We start from the raw sequence: 14,473 nt of genomic DNA on the forward strand, positions 1-14,473 counted from the left end.
GATCTCCCGCCTCCCGGAGGCTAGAATCGGACACTCGCACGACCGGGAGGGAGGGACCCATGTCCAAGCACGAGCGGTGGAACACGCTCCTCGAACTACTGGCGGCCTCGGGAAAGATCGAGGTGGAGGAGGCGGCGACGACGCTCGACGTCTCCGCGGCCACGATCCGCCGGGACCTCGACGAACTCGCCGAGCAGCAGCTTCTCGTACGGACGCGGGGCGGCGCGATCGCACACGGCGTGTCGTACGAACTCCCCCTGCGGTACAAGTCGACGCGGCACGCGCCGGAGAAGAAGCGGATCGCGGAGGCCGCGGCCGATCTGGTCGCGCCCGGCGAGGTCGTCGGGCTCAACGGCGGCACGACGACGACGGAGGTGGCGCGGGCGCTGGCGCTGCGGTTCGCGAGCGGGCGCGCCGAGGCCCCGGGGCCGGTGACGGCGTCCGCGGGGCCGGCGCTGACCGTGGTCACCAACGCGCTGAACATCGCGGGCGAGTTGGCGGTGCGCCCGCAGATCAAGATCGTCACGACGGGCGGCGTCGCCCGCCCCCAGACCTACGAACTGGTCGGCCCGCTGACGGTCGGGGTGCTCAGCGAGGTGGTGCTCGACGTGGTGGTGCTGGGGGTCGACGGGGTCGACGCCGAGCTGGGCGTGATGGCGCACCACGAGGACGAGGCGAGCATCAGCCGCCTCTTCGCGGAGCGGGCGAGCCGGGTCGTCGTGGTGACCGACTCCTCGAAGATGGGCCGCCGCGCGTTCGCGCGGATCTGTGGTCTGGACCGGATCGACACCCTGGTGACCGACACGGGGATCGCGCCGGAGACGGTCGCCCAGCTCACCGAGGCCGGGGTGAAGGTCGTCACCGTCTGACCCGTCCGCCGCCATTGGTATGCAGTCGGACCAATCATTGGTCCAGGATCCCGGGGAACCCGGCTGTTAACCCAGTAATTACCGCACGGGCGTATACCTTTGGCCGCCCCTGCCTCCATCATGTGTCCGACGTGCCGCCGGGGCACACCGTGACACGAGAGGCGGGACATGATTCCCATCAGCCGCAGGGGGTTCGTCGGCATCGGCGCGGGGCTCGTGGCGGGGGCGGCGCTGCCGCCGGCACCCGCGTCGGCCGCCGCGCGGGCCGCGACCGGCACCCTCACCGACGTCCGCCACGTGGTGGTCCTCATGCAGGAGAACCGCAGCTTCGACCACTACTTCGGCACCCTGCGCGGGGTGCGGGGCTTCGCCGACCGGGCGGCGGGCAACCTGCCCGGCGGCTGGGGAACGTTCAACCAGCCGAACCTGGGCGGCCGTCAGTACCCGTGGAAGCTCAGCGACACCCCGCCGGCCGGCGGGGTGGACGGGGAGACCCTCGCGCAGTGCAACGGCGACCTGCCGCACAGTTGGACCTCGCAGCACGCGGCCTGGAACAAGGGACGCCTCGACAACTGGGTGACGGGCGTGGGCAACGTCCGCACGCTCGGCCACCTCGACCGCGAGGACATCCCCTTCCACCACGCGCTCGCCGACCACTACACGATCTGCGACGCGTACTTCTGCTCGGCGCTCAGCGCCACCGGCCCCAACCGCACCTTCCTGTGGAGCGGGAAGGTCGACGCCTCCAGCAAGGACGGCGGCGAGGAGCGGGGCCTGACCTGGGAGACGTACGCGGAGGCGCTCCAGCGCGCCGGGGTGAGCTGGAAGGTCTACCAGAACGCCCAGGACAACTACGGCGACAACGGCCTCGCGTACTTCAAGCGGTTCACCGACGCGCGGCCCGGCGACCCGCTGTACGACCGGGGCATGGGCTCGGTCCCGAAGGCGACCGGCTCGACCCCGGACGACATCGCGGCGGCGATCCGCGCGGACGTGCTCGCGGGGACCCTGCCGCAGGTGTCGTGGGTGGTCGCGAGCGAGGCGTTCTCCGAGCACCCCTACGCGCCGCCCGGCGACGGGGCGCACTTCGTCGACCTCGTCTACCGCGCGCTCGCCGCCGACGCCGAGGTGTTCGACTCGACGGTCCTGTTCCTCAACTACGACGAGAACGACGGCTTCTTCGACCACGTGCCGCCGCCGGTCGCCCCGCCGGGCACACCGGGCGAGTACCTCGACGGCGTGCCGATCGGCCTGGGCTTCCGCGTCCCCATGCTCGTCATGTCCCCGTGGACCCGGGGCAGCTGGGTGAGCTCCGAGGTCTTCGACCACACCTCCGTGCTGCGCTTCCTGGAGACCTGGACGGCGGCCCTCGGCACTCCGGCCGCCTGCCCGAACATCAGCGCCTGGCGGCGGAGGGTGACGGGCGACCTGACCGGTGTCTTCGACTTCGCCCGCCCGGTGTACGGAGTGCCCGCCGGGCTTCCGTCCACGGCGAAGGTGATCGGCCAGAGCACCTGCAAGCCGCTGCCGAACCCGGTCCCGCAGAACAACGCCCTGCCCGCGCAGGAGTCCGGCACCCGGCCGGCGCGCGCCCTGCCGTACCAGGTGAACGGCAACCTGGACCGCTTCGAGTTCGGCTCCGGCGGCAAGATCCTGGCCTGGTTCTCGATGACGAACCAGGGCGCGGAGGCCAGGCGGGCCGCGCACTTCTCGATCCACCCGCACCAGCACCGCGACACGGCCGCCTGGCAGTACACCGTGGACCCCGGCGGCACGGCCACCGACTTCTTCAACATCGGCACGGGCTCGGGGTCCGGGAAGTACGACATCTCGATGATGGGGCCCAACCGCTTCCTGCGCCGGTTCATCGGCGACGCCTCCAAGGCGGGCAAGGACGTCGAGGTGGCGGCCCGGTTCGCGACCGAGCCGGGGACCGGGAAGACGGCCCTCTGGTTCAGGATGACCAACGCCTCCGGCGGACCCGTCACCTTCACGATCCGCTCCCACGCCTACCGGACGGACGGGCCGTGGACGTACACGGTGCCGGCGAACTCCAGCACCGAGGACTTCTTCAACGCCGTGGCCTACCAGAAGGGCTGGTACGACTTCACGGTCACCACCGGCGCCGACGGGACCTGGTCGCGCCGGTACACCGGCCACATCGAGAACGGCGCCCCGAGCGTCAGCGGCTGATCCCCGGGCCCGGGCGGGGGGTACGGGGATCCCCGCGCCCGGGCGGCACCGTCAGCGGCCGGCGTGCGCGGCGCGGCGGATCGTGGCGTCGAGGAGGGCGAGGGCGTCGTCGGCCGTGCGCCCGGGGGCCCGGTTCCACGGGCCGATGAGGTCCCGCCACCCCCGCGACCGCAGCTCGGTCATGATCCAGGCGGCCGCCTCGTTCATGGTGTCCGCGCTGCCGTGACCGAGGCGGTGGGCGGCGAGGAGCGCCCCGCAGACACAGCGGGCCCCCCGCCTGTCGCGCAGCTTGTACGGGGCGTTCTGCCAGCCCCACTCGGTCAGGACGAGGCGCGCGTAGCCGAGGTGGACCGAGGGGCGCAGTTCGGCGCCGCCGACGCGGCGCCAGACGTGGAGGCGGTCCGGCAGGACGGCTCCGATCCGGCCGGGGAGGCGGCGCTCGGCGGGGGCCGGCGCCGGGAGCGCGTGGAGCGCCTCGGCCACGAGCCGCTCCACGGGCACGCTGAGCAGGTCCCGCCAGCTCCCCTCCTCGCCCGGCGGCGGTGCGGGGGCGGGCGCGAGCGGTGCGGGGGCCGGCGGTGCGGGAGCGGGCCAGTCGGTGACGATCCGCTGCCAGACGGCGCTCTCGTAGAGGGCGGCCGCCTCGCGGTCGAGGAGGTCGGGGGCGTCCGGGGCGTCGGGGACGAGCTGGGGGGCGGGGGACATCGGGCGGCTCCTGGGTCGGTCACTCCATCCTTCGAGAAGGATGTCGGCTTTGCCGGGTTTGCCCTTGAGTGCCCAAGAAGCACTCGAAACGGCTCTTTGCACCCTCAGAGATCCCAACCTCCACATTTTCGCCTCATTTCCCCATCAATGGAATTACGTCGCATATTCGGACATAACTCATCGGGTGACGCGACTCACTCAGCGCGGCCCGCCGCACGGCGCCGCCCTCCCCCACCCCGTACCGCACAAGGAAGTTCGGCGCTTCCGGAGCCCGGCCGATCTTGAATTCCCCGAATTCGGTGATCCATTTACCGGGACCGCCGCTCTGATCCTCTTGTTATTCGCCGCATTACTGGCCTACGGTCACCCCCATTCGAGCGGAACGCCTAATCCTGCCACCGCTCGGAAACCTCCCTTTTCACCCGACGGCAGGAGCGGGGGACCCACGAATACGCCGGTCCGGAATCCGGAACGGCTCGGGGTGCAGCCGCGTGCGCGCGGCCGGACATCTCCCGTCCGAACCCGACAGCTCACCTCGTAGGCGCCGGAGAGGAATCCCGTCATGCCTGCACACGGTAAGCACCGCCGCCCCCGCCGCAACCACATCTCTCGTGGACTTGCCCTGGTCGGCACGGGTGGGGCCGCGCTGTCCCTGCCCCTGATCGCCCCCGCCACGGCCGGCGCCGCGACCGCCGCCCCGGCCCCGGAGATCGCCGCCAAGGCCTTCACCGCCCCCGCGGCCCCGGCCGCCGCCAAGGCTCCGGCCGCCCCGGAGGCCACCCGCACGTACACCGTCGTGAGCGGTGACTCGCTTTCCCTGATCGCCCACAAGAAGGGAATTCAGGGAGGCTGGAAGAGCCTTTACCGAGCCAACCAGAGCGCCGTGGGTGACAATCCGTCACTCATCCACCCGGGCCTGGAACTGACGATTCATCGGGGCACCGCCAAGGCCGCCCCGGCGCAGCCGAAGACGCAGGAAAAGGCGGAGCGGAAGGCCACCGCGAAGGCGGAGAAGTCCACTTCGACCGACCGGGCGAACCGCTCCGAGCGCCGCGCGGCCGCCCCGTCCGCCGGCACCGGCACGGGGGCCTCCGCCGCCGCCCCGGCCCCCGCCGCCGCTCCGGTCGCCCCGGTCGAGGCCGCTCCGGCCGCCGCCACCCAGTACGCCGACAACCTCGACGGCTGGATCCGGCAGTCGCTGGACGTCATGGCCCAGCACGGCATCCCCGGTTCCTACGAGGGCATCCACCGCAACATCATGCGCGAGTCCTCCGGGAACCCGCTGGCCATCAACAACTGGGACATCAACGCCGTCAACGGCACCCCCTCGAAGGGCCTGCTCCAGGTCATCGAGCCGACCTTCCTGGCCTACCACGTGCCCGGCACGTCGATGGACATGTACGACCCGGTCGCCAACATCACCGCCGCCTGCAACTACGCGGCCGACCGCTACGGCTCCATCGACAACGTCGACAGCGCGTACTAGTCCGCACCGGGCGCTTCCGGGGCGCCCCGGCCCCGGAAGTGCGCGGTGAACCAGGAGGTGGCGAGCTCCGCCACCTCCTCCAGGGCGCCGGGCTCCTCGAAGAGGTGGGCGGCGCCCTCCACCACGGCCAGCCGGTTCTCGCAGCGCAGCAGCGCCCCGGCCCGCCGGTTGAGGTCCAGGACCAGCGGGTCCTCGCCGCCCACCACCAGGAGGGTCGGGGCCCGCACCCCGGCGAGCCGGTCGGCCGCGAGGTCGGGCCGGCCGCCGCGCGAGACGACGGCGGCGACGGGGGACGCGGGGTCGCCCGCCGCCCACAGCGCGGCCGCCGCTCCCGTGCTCGCCCCGAAGTAGCCGAGCGGGAGTCCCGCGACGCCGGGCCACCCGGCCAGTTGTTCCGTGGCCCCGGCGAGCCTTCCCGCGAGGAGCGGGGTGTCGAAGACGTGCGCCCGGTCGGCCGCCTCGGCCTCGCTCAGGAGGTCGAACAGCAGGGTCCCGAGACCGGCCCGGTTCAGCTCCGCGGCGACCGTCCGGTTCCGGGGGCTGTGGCGGCTGCTGCCGCTGCCGTGGGCGAACAGGACGAGGCCGGCGGCCCCCTCGGGCACGGCGAGCCTCCCCGCGAGCGTGGCACCCCCGACCGGGATCCGTACGTCCTCGTCCCGGACGACGGGGTCGCGCGCGGCCCGGCTCCGGTCCAGGCAGGCGATCACCTCGTCGTCCGGCGTCTGCGGGAAGTCCCGGTAGAACTGGCCGACGGCGTAGAACCCGTCCGGGGTGTCGACGCCGACGGTCTCGTCGGCCTCGCCGCCGAGCCGGGCCGTCCAGTGGGGCGGCGCGACCGGCACCGCGAGGACGATCCGGGCCGCGCCCCGGGCACGGACCACCCGGCAGGCCGCCAGGGCCGTGGCGCCGGTGGCGAGCCCGTCGTCGACGACGAGGACCGTCCGTCCTTCGAGGGGCACGGGCGTGCGGCTGCCCCGGTAGCGGCGGGCGCGCTGCTCCAGTTCGGCCAGCTCGCGCTCCTCCGCGGCGGCCAGCGCGCGGGCGTCCACACCGGCCTCGTGGAGCACCTGCTCGTTGAGGACCCGGACCCCGCCCTCGCCGATCGCGCCCATCGCGACCTCCGGCCGGTGCGGCACGCCCAGCTTCCGGACGAGGCAGATGTCGAGGGGGGCGTCGAGGGCGTCGGCGACCTCGACGGCCACCGGCACGCCGCCGCGCGGAAGGCCGAGGACCACGACGTCCTGGCCCTTGAGGTGGCCGAGCCGGGCGGCTAGCCGCCGCCCCGCGTCGCTGCGATCGCTGAAGACCATGGTCCGACGCCCTTCCGCCTGTGCGCCCGTCCGGGCGGGCCCGGGACGGACGATCACCTCCCTCCAGGGTAGGCACGCCGGCCCGCTCGGCGAGGCGAAGCGAGACGAGGGCGAGGGCGAGGGCGAGGGTAAGGCGCGAGCCCCGGACGTCCCCGCGTCAGGCGGCGAGGAAGGCCTCGATGGCCTCGGCGAGGGCCTGCGGGGCCTCCTCGGGGGCGTAGTGCCCGGCGTCCTCGATGACTTCGAGGCGCGCGTTGGGGTACCAGCGCAGCCATGTCCCCTCCATCGCCTCGGTGCCGAGCGCCGGGTCGTGCGCGCCGACGACGAGGAGGACGGGCGTGGGGTTGTCGCGGACGCGCTCGTGGAAGTCGGCGCGGGACCAGGAGTCCAGGTAGGCGCGGAAGGCCGTGGCGGAGGAGCGGCTGAGGGAGCGGTCGACGAGCGCGCCCAGCCAGGCGTCGTCGTACCGGCCGCCGGTGGTGCGGTCGATGATCGCGCGCCGGTTGGCCGGCTCCCCCGCGGCTCCGGCGAAGAGCTCCCAGGACTCCCCGTCCAGGGGGAACCCGGCGGCGGAGACCGGCGAGACGCCGATGAGCGAGCGGACGCGGCCGGGGGCTTCGAGGAGCACCAGTTGGGCCGCCTTGCCGCCCATCGAGTGGCCGATGACGGAGAAGGAGTCCCAGCCGAGGTCGTCGGCGACCGCAAGGGCGTCGGCCGCCACCTCCTCCATCGTGTAGGCGCCCTCGTGGTCGAGGGCCTCGCCGTAACCCCGGCAGTCGACGAAGGCGTAGGTGCCGACGGAGCCGTCCAGGTGGGCGCGGAGCGGGGCGAAGCTGGTGCGGTCGCCGAACCAGTTGTGGAGGACGAGGGCCCTCCCCGGTCCTTCGCCGTGGACGTCGTACGGAAGAACCCGGCCGGTCATCGTGCCCCCTGGTCGCGCGGTGGCGCCGCCGCGCGCCGACGGCGGCGGTCGACCACCGAGTGTGACGGTCCGGACGCGTGCGGTCAACGATCCCGTTCGGCGGAGGGCGCTCCGGGATGCGGGGGCTTCGGCCCCGGGGGCATCCTGGCTGTGTGACCGCGCACGGCGCTTCCGGCCCCGGCCCGGCGGGCGGTACCGGGCGTCCGTCCGGGAGCGGAGCCGGCGACGAGCCCGCTTCCGGTGCCCTGACGTGGGCACTCGCGGAGGCGGCGCTCGGGGCCGTGGAGGGGGTCGGCGGATACGCGGGCGGGGTGTACCTGCGCTCAGAGACGCCGGGCCTGCTGCGGCTCGCGATCCTCGTGGGGCTGCCGGGACCGTTGTTCCGTCCGTGGTGGCGGATGCACGCCAACCGGCCGTTCCCGGTGGCCGAGGTCCACCGTTCGGGCCAGGCCCTCCACCTGGCCGACGTCGAGGAGGCGATGCGGCGCTTCCCCCAACTGGTGGCGAGCCTGCCGTTCCCCTTCGCCTCGCTGTACGCGCCGGTCCTCGCGGGCCGCGAGCGCTTCGGCGTGCTCGTGGCGCTGCGCGCGCCCACCCCGGGCGTACCGGTGGACGCGCGGGACCGGAGCCGGATGACGCGGGGCGCGCTCCGGCTCGGCGAGGCCCTGGACGGGCTGTCCCGCCGGGGGACGGCGGTCGAGTGGACGGGCGATCCGGTGTGCGTGCAACTGCCGAGCGGCTCGGGACCGCCGGTGCGGTTCGGCTCCTTCGACTGGGACCTGCTCTCGGGCACCGTGACGATGGACGACGGGCTTCTGAGGATCCTCGGGGCGGGCGTGACCTCGCCCTGCACGATCGAGCTGCTCACGTCCCTCCTGGAGCCGGAGGACGGTTACGCGCTGTGGGCGGCGGCCCGGCACGCGACGGGCGCCGGTGGACGCCCCCTGACGCGCAGGCTCCGGCTGAGGGGCCCGGACGGCGGGCTGCACCTCCTGGAGGTGTCCGCACGCGCGCGGCGGACCGGCGCCGAGAACGGGTCCCGGCTCGTGGGCACCCTCGTCGACCTCGGCACCGGCCTGATCGGCTCGGACGCCACCGACCGGCTGCCGCGGGCGCTCCTGGCCGTCGACCGGCTCGGCCGCGTCACGTACGTCAACGAGCGCACGGAGCAGCTCCTCGGCCGGCCGCGCAGGGACCTGGCCGGGCGGCCGCTGTGGGAGGCGCTGCCCTGGTTCGGGCACGCCTTCCACAAGGAGCAGTTGCGCGCCGCCCTGCTCTCCGGGGAACCGGTGCGCTTCCTGGCCCGCCCGGAGGGGGGCACGTGGCTGTCGGTCTCGCTCCATCCCGGGCGGGACGGGGTGACGATGGTGCTCCTCCCCGAGGAGGGCCCTGCGGGTCTCGCGCACAAGGCCGGGACGGGCCGGCGCCTCACGGACGGCCTCTCGCCCGGGGACCGGGCGGCGGACCTGTACCGGCCGGTGGCGCTCGCGATCGCACTCACCGAGGCGGTGACGGCGCGCCAGGTGTCGGCGGTGGTGACGGAGGAGCTGCTGCCGGCGTTCGGCGGGCGGCAGCTCGCGATCTACCTGCTGAGCGACCGGCGCCTCTACCTGGCGTGGGAGACGGGTTTCCCGCAGGGCTTCCTCGAACCCTTCGACGGGGTGGGGCTCGACGCACGGGTGCCGGGGGTGGAGACGCTGACGACGGGCAGGCCCCTGTTCTTCGAGTCGATGGAGCAGTTGGGCCGGGCGTATCCGGACCTTCCGCTGGACGCGGAGTCGGGGGCCCGGGCGTTCCTGCCGCTGATCGCCTCGGGCCGGCCGGTGGGCTCCTGCATCCTCGGCTTCGACCAGCCCCGCGGCTTCGGTCCGGAGGAGCGGACCGTGCTCACGGCGCTCGCGGGGCTGATCGCGCAGGCCCTGGAGCGGGCGCAGCGGTACGACACGGAGTCGGCGGTCGCGCGGGGGCTCCAGGACGCGCTGCTGCCGCACCGGCTGCCGGTGCGGGTCGGCGTGGACACGGTGGGCCGCTACCTGCCGGGCACGCAGGGCATGGACGTGGGCGGGGACTGGTACGACGTGATCGAGACGGGTCAGGGGCGGCTCGCCCTGGTCATCGGCGACGTGCAGGGCCACGGGGTGGCGGCCGCCGCCACGATGGGTCAGTTGCGCAGCGCGGTACGGGCGTTCGCGCTCGGGGGCCACCGGCCGCAGGACGTCATGCGGGGCACCAACCGGCTCCTGATCGACCTGGACCCGGGGCAGTTCGCGAGCTGCTGCTACGTCCTGCTCGATCCGGAGACGGGCGAGGCGCGGGCGGTGCGGGCGGGGCATCCGCAGCCGCTGCTGCTGCGGCCGGACGGGACGGCCCGGCAGGTGGAGCTGGCGGGCGGGATGGTCCTCGGGATCGACGACGGGGCCTCGTACCCGGTGTCCCGGCTGCGGCTGGCTCCGGGGGCGGTCCTCGCGCTCTTCACGGACGGCCTGGTGGAGCGGCCGGGGAGGGACATCGACGAGGGGATCGAGCGGCTGCGCCGGGCGCTCGCCGCGACGGCCTCCCTGCCGCTCTCGGAGACGGCCGACCGGCTGACCCGGGAGGCCCGGCAGGCCACGTCCCGGCCGGACGACATCGCCCTGCTGCTCGCGGGGCGGTGGCCGGAGGGCGGCTGAGCCGTACGGAGGTTCCGTACCGGTCGGACGGCTAAGGAAGGGGCGCCCGCAGTGTCCGTCGGCGCCGGTTCGCACCCGTGTCGAGGGGTACGCGCGCGGAGGGCCCGTCACCCGGTCGGGCCCGCGGCACTGGTCGGCGGCCGCGGCCCCGGGGAGGCTGGGGGTGCCGTGCCGATCAGGCCGGACGAGTCAGGGCGGCAGCCCGAGGAGGACACGTGCAGCAGGACAAGCAGCCCGAGTACGGCCCCGTGGTCTTCCGCGACCGCTCGGCCGGGTACGCGTTTCTGACCCGCTCCACCGCGACCAGCGACCGGACCATCGAGTGGGACGACGGCAACACGTATCCCGTGATCGACGTCGAGATCTCCTCCGAGAGCCACCCGTTCTACACGGGCAAGGCGCGGACCGTGGACACCGAGGGCCGGATCGCCCGGTTCGAGCGGCGCTTCGGCGAGCAGGGCTCCTCCGAGGGCTGATCCCTCCCCCGGGCCGGGCCGGTGACACGCGGCGGGGCGGGGACGCGGGTCCGTGGGACCGCGTTCCCGCCCCGGCCGGGGTCCGTGAGCGGGGCGCGGGGCCCCGCACTCAGCTCCGGAAGGCGATCAGGCCTTCACGACGCCGGACTCGGCGACCTTGACGGAGGCCTTGGGGGCGCCGGAGGCGGAGCCGAGGGACTCGATCTTCTTGACCAGGTCCTGGCCCTCGACGACCTCGCCGAAGACGACGTGCTTGCCGTCGAGCCAGTCGGTGACGATCGTGGTGATGAAGAACTGCGAGCCGTTGGTGTTCTTGCCGGCGTTGGCCATCGAGAGCAGGAACGGACGGTCGTGCTTGAGCTGGAAGTTCTCGTCCGCGAACTTCTCGCCGTAGATGCTCTTGCCGCCGGTGCCGTTGCCGCGGGTGAAGTCACCGCCCTGGAGCATGAAGTTCGGGATGACGCGGTGGAACGGGGAACCGGCGTAACCGAAGCCGTGCTCGCCGGTGGCGAGCTCGCGGAAGTTCTGCGCGGTCTTCGGCACGACGTCGTCGAACAGCGTGAAGACGATGCGGCCCGCGGGCTCGTCGTTGATGGTGATGTCGAAGTAAACGTTGTCGCTCATGGGGACATCCTGTCATTACTCGCGCACCGGGTGCGCACGGGCCGCCTCCGGCCGTGTCACGGCACGCCGGTGCCCCGCCGCCCGTGGGGGCGCGGGGCACGGTCCGTGCCGTCGGACGGTCCTAGAGCAGTCCGCCGGTCTCCGGGGACTGGAGGCCGCCCCCGGCGCCCTGGACGGTGTCCTGGACGACGCTGCCGACGCCGTGGTCCGGCTGGAGGAGGCCGAGGGGGCTGCCGATGGGGTTGTCCCCGACGACGGCGTTCGCCTGCGGCGGAGGCGTGACGAGGGCGGTGACGACGCCGGCGGCGAGGGAGGCGATGGCGAGCATGCTGCGCTTCTTCATGCCCTGGTCAACTGCTGAACGGCCGAGGGGTTACGGGTTTCCCCGGATCGGACGCGGATCGGGTCCGGCCCTGCCGCGTACCCAGACGAGCAGCAGCAGGGAGGCGACGGCGGCGAGGGCGCACCAGGTGGAGACGAACTCGGTGCTCCACAGGAGGGCGCAGACGACGGCCCCGGCCCCGGTCAGGAGCCCGAGGAGCCGCAGCAGCCGGTCGCGGGCGAGGAGCAGGGCGCCGACGGTGGCGAGGAGGTACGCGGCGAGGAGCAGCGGCGCGTGCGGCAGGTCGACGGCGTAGCCGAGGGTGTGGCCGCGGACCTCGGCGGTGACGGGGCGGGTGGCGAGCCGGTGCGCGAGGACCCCGGCGGTCGCGAGGCCGGCGGCGAGCGGGGCGAACAGGCGCGGCCGGTCGGCGGGGCGGGCGGCGGTCAGGACGCCGACGGGGAGCCAGAGGGGCAGCAGGGGCAGGGCGATGACGGCCCAGGCGAGGGTGGCGGGCCCGGTCCCGCCGCCGGCGTGCCAGACGGCGGCCTCGACGACCTGGTGGGCACCCAGGAGCAGGGGCAGGGCGGCGAGCGGCGCGTCCCCGGGACGGCGTACGGAGGCGAGGGAGGCCACGCCCACGGCGCCGATCCCGAGGCCCGCCCAGAGGTCGGCCGTCGCACTCCAGCACATAGCGCACTTCTACCGCACATCGGGTGGAACCGTACGAACGCGGTGGGATCCTGCTGCCCGCCGGGACCGGCGCCGCGGCCCCGGCGGGCGCGGTCAGCGCTCCCCCGGGCCGGCCTCCAGGTACACGGGGGTTCCGGTCCTGCGGGCGCGGTCGACCGCCGCGAGGCGGCCGAACTCGGCCGGGTCCATCTCCCGCTCCCACTCCTCCAGCGTGCGCAGGGCGTACTCGCTGTGCTCCCCGGGATCGAGGACGACGGCGGCGATCTGCTCGTCCGTCAGCTCGCCGCCGTCGAAGACGAAGCCGATGTGGTTGGCGGGCCAGTCGTCGCCCCGGTCGGTCGTGAAGTGGGTGCCGAGCAACCGGGGCCGACCGGTGAAGACGATCCCGGTCTCCTCGTGGCACTCGCGCACCGCCGTCTCCCAGGGGGTCTCCCCCGGGTCCATGTTGCCGCCGGGCCACTGCCACGCCCCGGAGTGGTAGGTGGCGCGCATCTGGAAGGGGCGGCCCCCGGTGTCGGTGAAGTAGAGGCAGGCGTAGGCCGTCGCTCTCGGGAGGGTCGCCACGTACTCGACGGGCGGCAGCCAGGTGTTCGTCATGGGCGGCTCTCTCTCGACGGGCCGGTGGGGTCGCCTCCATCCAAGCGGCCCGGGGGTCGCGGCCCGGCCGCTCGCCGGTGGATCACCGGATCGTGTGACCACGCCCTTCCCGCGGGGGGTACGGGGGTCGGACGCCGTTCGGCCGGAGACGGCGCAGGCGGCGGCGGACGAGGTGTTCGTGGACGAGGCGGCCGACGAGGGCGCCCCCGTAGACGACGAAGCCGACGCCGACGAGCCAGGACTGGAGGACGAGGACGGTGCCGAACTGGCCGTAGGTCACCGCGTTCGAGGCGATGAGGGGGGAGAAGACGAGCTGGGAGAAGATCCGCAGCCCGAGGAGCCCGAGCGCGGTGAGGACGGCTCCGGGGAGGAGGGCGCGCCAGCGGATGCGCCCGCAGAGCAGGAAGCGCTGGGACCACCAGAAGAAGAGGAAGGTGCCGAGGGTGTCGCCGAGGGCGACGGCGGCGGTGGTGGGGGCCGGGGCGTCCTCGGGGGCGGGGAAGGCGACGAAGACGAGGAGGGCCGCGACGAGGACGGCGAGCCAGACGACGTGCCGCCACATGGTGTGCCAGCGGGCCGTGGGGAGGTCCCAGACCCGTTCGTACCCGGTCTGCACGGCGGATCCGAAGGTGACGCCGAAGGCGGCGAGGGCGGCGAGGCCGAAGGCGGTGGTGCGTTGCAGGGCCTGCCCCGGCCGGCCGAAGAGCTGCTCGACCTCCTCCTGGGAGACCTCGGTGACGCCGAGGCCCTGGACGAGCCAGCGGGCGAAGCCCTGTCCCCTGGCGAGGTCGGCCGCCGCGACGACGATGAGGAGGGGCACGAGGGTGAGCAGGCTGAGCGCCGCGAAGCCCATGGCGCGGTGCATGAGTTCCATGGCGCGGCCGCGGTTCCACGCGAGGCCGACGGAGGAGGCGGCGACGCGGTCGTGGAGCCGCCGGAACCAGTGGCCGTGTTCGGTGGGGGCACCGTCGTGCGGCGGACCGGATGTGGAGGGCATGCCTCGTGAGGTACCCGGCCCGGCGGCGCGGCATCGCGGAGTACGGCCGAACGGGTGGGCGCGGGGTGCGGTCACCGGGGCGGACTCGTGGAGCGGGGGGCGCGGGCGCCGGGTTCCCGGAGCGGGGTCAGGTGCGGAGGGGGCGGGCGCCGGGGCCGGGGCGGACGGTGACGTCGCGGACGGAGAGGGCGGCCCGCTCCTCGCCCTCGCACTGGACGACCACGCGGACGGGGGCTCCGCAGTCGGTGTGGCGGATGTCGAGGACGGGGCCCTCGGGAACCTCCGCGTGGGTGTCGCCCCACTGCTTGAGCGCGAGGAGCACGGGCCAGAGGTCGACGCCCTTGGGGGTGAGCCGGTACTCGTACCGCGTGCGGGCGCCGGGTTCGCGGTAGGGCTCGGCGCGCAGGACCTCCGCCGCGACCAGCTTGCGGAGGCGGTCGGCGAGGACGGCCTCGGAGAGCCCGAGGTGCCGGCGGAACCCGTCGTACCGGCGTACGCCGTTGAAGGCGTCCCGCAGGATCAGCAGGGTCCACTTCTCGCCGACCAGGTCCAGGGTGCGCCGGACCGAGCAGTTCTCCGTGTCCGTCTCCAGCCACTTCATCGTCCCACT

The 14,473-nt window shown here is 74.0% G+C and carries 14 protein-coding genes and 1 riboswitch; of the genes, 5 read left to right on the top strand and 9 right to left on the bottom strand.

The window, feature by feature from the left end; all coding sequences use genetic code 11:
* Positions 1-59: 59 nt before the first annotated feature.
* Positions 60-869, top strand: coding sequence for a DeoR/GlpR family DNA-binding transcription regulator (locus tag ACFYNX_RS12200; RefSeq protein WP_388660576.1), 810 nt, complete (start codon positions 60-62; stop codon positions 867-869).
* A gap of 168 nt (positions 870-1,037) precedes the next feature.
* Positions 1,038-3,062 carry a phosphocholine-specific phospholipase C gene (locus ACFYNX_RS12205; RefSeq protein WP_388660579.1) on the top strand — a complete coding sequence of 675 codons (2,025 nt, stop codon included), beginning with the start codon at positions 1,038-1,040 and terminating at the stop codon, positions 3,060-3,062.
* Between the two features lie 51 nt (positions 3,063-3,113).
* Here the strand turns inward: ACFYNX_RS12205 and ACFYNX_RS12210 are convergent, their stop codons facing one another.
* Positions 3,114-3,767 carry a hypothetical protein gene (locus ACFYNX_RS12210; RefSeq protein WP_365543673.1) on the bottom strand — a complete coding sequence of 218 codons (654 nt, stop codon included), beginning with the start codon at positions 3,765-3,767 and terminating at the stop codon, positions 3,114-3,116.
* A gap of 373 nt (positions 3,768-4,140) precedes the next feature.
* A riboswitch (cyclic di-AMP (ydaO/yuaA leader) is annotated at positions 4,141-4,324 on the top strand.
* Positions 4,325-4,329: 5 nt separating this feature from the next.
* On the opposite strand from ACFYNX_RS12210, the gene ACFYNX_RS12215 reads away from it, so the two are divergent.
* Complete coding sequence (locus tag ACFYNX_RS12215; RefSeq protein WP_388660582.1) at positions 4,330-5,253, top strand: transglycosylase SLT domain-containing protein; 924 nt, start codon at positions 4,330-4,332, stop codon at positions 5,251-5,253.
* On the opposite strand, the gene ACFYNX_RS12220 is transcribed toward ACFYNX_RS12215, so the two are convergent.
* Entirely contained in the window at positions 5,250-6,563 is a 1,314-nt protein-coding gene (locus tag ACFYNX_RS12220; RefSeq protein WP_388660585.1) for a phosphoribosyltransferase family protein, read from the bottom strand. The two genes, ACFYNX_RS12215 and ACFYNX_RS12220, sit on opposite strands and share 4 nt — an antisense overlap.
* Positions 6,564-6,720: 157 nt before the next feature.
* A complete protein-coding gene (locus ACFYNX_RS12225; protein WP_388660588.1) occupies positions 6,721-7,485 on the bottom strand; it encodes an alpha/beta fold hydrolase in 765 nt (254 codons plus the stop codon).
* A 152-nt stretch (positions 7,486-7,637) separates the two neighbouring features.
* Here ACFYNX_RS12225 and ACFYNX_RS12230 point away from each other — a divergent pair, with 152 nt between their 5' ends.
* Together ACFYNX_RS12230 and ACFYNX_RS12235 are read left to right on the top strand one after the other, a co-directional pair.
* On the top strand, positions 7,638-10,154 hold the full coding sequence (locus tag ACFYNX_RS12230) for a SpoIIE family protein phosphatase (RefSeq protein ID WP_388660591.1): 2,517 nt from the start codon (positions 7,638-7,640) through the stop codon (positions 10,152-10,154).
* 215 nt (positions 10,155-10,369) lie between these two features.
* Entirely contained in the window at positions 10,370-10,630 is a 261-nt protein-coding gene (locus ACFYNX_RS12235; protein ID WP_030212502.1) for a type B 50S ribosomal protein L31, read from the top strand.
* 126 nt (positions 10,631-10,756) lie between these two features.
* Here ACFYNX_RS12235 and ACFYNX_RS12240 read toward each other — a convergent pair whose 3' ends face one another.
* From ACFYNX_RS12240 to ACFYNX_RS12265, 6 genes are all read right to left on the bottom strand, one after another.
* Positions 10,757-11,254, bottom strand: coding sequence for a peptidylprolyl isomerase (locus tag ACFYNX_RS12240; protein ID WP_365543659.1), 498 nt, complete (start codon positions 11,252-11,254; stop codon positions 10,757-10,759).
* A gap of 121 nt (positions 11,255-11,375) precedes the next feature.
* Complete coding sequence (locus tag ACFYNX_RS12245) at positions 11,376-11,597, bottom strand: hypothetical protein (RefSeq protein ID WP_125667446.1); 222 nt, start codon at positions 11,595-11,597, stop codon at positions 11,376-11,378.
* A gap of 30 nt (positions 11,598-11,627) precedes the next feature.
* Positions 11,628-12,269, bottom strand: coding sequence for a DUF6629 family protein (locus ACFYNX_RS12250; RefSeq protein WP_388660595.1), 642 nt, complete (start codon positions 12,267-12,269; stop codon positions 11,628-11,630).
* A gap of 93 nt (positions 12,270-12,362) precedes the next feature.
* Positions 12,363-12,866, bottom strand: coding sequence for an NUDIX domain-containing protein (locus ACFYNX_RS12255; RefSeq protein ID WP_365543653.1), 504 nt, complete (start codon positions 12,864-12,866; stop codon positions 12,363-12,365).
* Positions 12,867-12,948: 82 nt separating this feature from the next.
* On the bottom strand, positions 12,949-13,863 hold the full coding sequence (locus ACFYNX_RS12260) for a YhjD/YihY/BrkB family envelope integrity protein (protein WP_388660598.1): 915 nt from the start codon (positions 13,861-13,863) through the stop codon (positions 12,949-12,951).
* A gap of 127 nt (positions 13,864-13,990) precedes the next feature.
* Positions 13,991-14,464 (bottom strand): winged helix-turn-helix transcriptional regulator, encoded by a 474-nt coding sequence (locus tag ACFYNX_RS12265; protein ID WP_388660601.1) that lies wholly within the window; start codon positions 14,462-14,464, stop codon positions 13,991-13,993.
* Positions 14,465-14,473 lie beyond the last annotated feature (9 nt).

It is taken from the genome of Streptomyces sp. NPDC007872 (genome assembly GCF_042868165.1).
Taxonomy (GTDB): Bacteria; Actinomycetota; Actinomycetes; order Streptomycetales; family Streptomycetaceae; genus Streptomyces.

Excerpts from the sequence above, each read along its gene's own strand:
- ACFYNX_RS12200 (WP_388660576.1), top strand. The coding sequence starts at position 60 with ATGTCCAAGCACGAGCGGTGGAACACGCTCCTCGAACTACTGGCGGCC.
- ACFYNX_RS12205 (WP_388660579.1), top strand. The coding sequence starts at position 1,038 with ATGATTCCCATCAGCCGCAGGGGGTTCGTCGGCATCGGCGCGGGGCTC.
- ACFYNX_RS12210 (WP_365543673.1), bottom strand. The coding sequence starts at position 3,767 with ATGTCCCCCGCCCCCCAGCTCGTCCCCGACGCCCCGGACGCCCCCGAC.
- ACFYNX_RS12215 (WP_388660582.1), top strand. The coding sequence starts at position 4,330 with ATGCCTGCACACGGTAAGCACCGCCGCCCCCGCCGCAACCACATCTCT.
- ACFYNX_RS12220 (WP_388660585.1), bottom strand. The coding sequence starts at position 6,563 with ATGGTCTTCAGCGATCGCAGCGACGCGGGGCGGCGGCTAGCCGCCCGG.
- ACFYNX_RS12225 (WP_388660588.1), bottom strand. The coding sequence starts at position 7,485 with ATGACCGGCCGGGTTCTTCCGTACGACGTCCACGGCGAAGGACCGGGG.
- ACFYNX_RS12240 (WP_365543659.1), bottom strand. The coding sequence starts at position 11,254 with ATGAGCGACAACGTTTACTTCGACATCACCATCAACGACGAGCCCGCG.
- ACFYNX_RS12245 (WP_125667446.1), bottom strand. The coding sequence starts at position 11,597 with ATGAAGAAGCGCAGCATGCTCGCCATCGCCTCCCTCGCCGCCGGCGTC.
- ACFYNX_RS12250 (WP_388660595.1), bottom strand. The coding sequence starts at position 12,269 with ATGTGCTGGAGTGCGACGGCCGACCTCTGGGCGGGCCTCGGGATCGGC.
- ACFYNX_RS12255 (WP_365543653.1), bottom strand. The coding sequence starts at position 12,866 with ATGACGAACACCTGGCTGCCGCCCGTCGAGTACGTGGCGACCCTCCCG.
- ACFYNX_RS12260 (WP_388660598.1), bottom strand. The coding sequence starts at position 13,863 with ATGCCCTCCACATCCGGTCCGCCGCACGACGGTGCCCCCACCGAACAC.
- ACFYNX_RS12265 (WP_388660601.1), bottom strand. The coding sequence starts at position 14,464 with ATGAAGTGGCTGGAGACGGACACGGAGAACTGCTCGGTCCGGCGCACC.